The organism is Flavobacterium petrolei (assembly GCF_003314435.2).
In the GTDB taxonomy this organism is placed as follows: domain Bacteria; phylum Bacteroidota; class Bacteroidia; order Flavobacteriales; family Flavobacteriaceae; genus Flavobacterium; species Flavobacterium petrolei.
In genome coordinates this window covers 1-819 of record NZ_QNVY02000014.1, presented here as the reverse complement: position 1 = coordinate 819, position 819 = coordinate 1, and the positions used below count along the sequence as shown (strand labels likewise).

The following is an 819-nucleotide window of genomic DNA, read 5'->3' as shown; positions in this document are numbered from 1 at the left end:
CGGCAATGGAAAAGGAAAAATCCGACACACAAAAGAAAGAACAGGAAGCCAAAGACAAGAAGTTTAAAGACGGTATGGTAAAGGCAGACGAATTGGAAAAAGAGGGCAAATTCCGTGAAGCGTGGATGAAAGTACCCGAAATTACAGATTATCCCGAAAAAGCGGACGAAATACGAAAACGCAAATCGGAACTATCAAACCAATTTTCTTCAACAGGTCTGTTTGCAACAGAACAACCTAGTGTTTAACAAAAAATTCAATAGTTATGTTAGTAACAACACAGTTAGAACGAGTATTTATACTTAAAGATAAAGGACAGGAGATCAGACTGACCGACCCCGAACCACGTTGGAGTGTGGAAGCGGTACTGAATTTTTACGCCAATACGTATCCCATACTAACCACCGCAAAAGTATCTGCCCCCATCATCCGTGATGATAAGATAGAATACAAATTAGAGAGCGTCATGGGAACAAAAGGTTAAACCAAAAATAAAAAACAATGAACTATGCAACGCAATATCCTATCGGGAACTATAAGCATACCCGAACAGAAAACACAACGGCAACTGAACCAACAATTGGGCGAGTTCGCACAATGGATGCAAAGAGCCAAAGACACAAACGAAGTACGGAAAGACAAACAGAAATCTGTACCGATAGCAATGCTTCCAATGGTTTTCTAAAGTGTGGGTTTCTGCCTAAACTGAAAACAACACAATCCACACAGGATTGTAAGAAAACAGCAAAAACGCAAAGGGATTTTTACAAGTCCCTTTCCCAACTTACAGAGCATTACGGCATTGAACCGTTACAAACG

General features: G+C 40.3%; 1 protein-coding gene and 2 pseudogenes. All 3 read left to right on the top strand.

The genetic code is table 11. From position 1 onward, the window contains the following. Positions 1-248 (top strand): annotated as a pseudogene (locus tag DR871_RS16305) (prtrc system protein e); the annotation flags it as partial. 17 nt (positions 249-265) lie between these two features. Then, entirely contained in the window at positions 266-484 is a 219-nt protein-coding gene (locus DR871_RS16300; protein ID WP_086452615.1) for a PRTRC system protein C, read from the top strand. Positions 485-501: 17 nt separating this feature from the next. Further along, a pseudogene (locus DR871_RS16490) lies at positions 502-819 on the top strand (hypothetical protein); the annotation flags it as partial.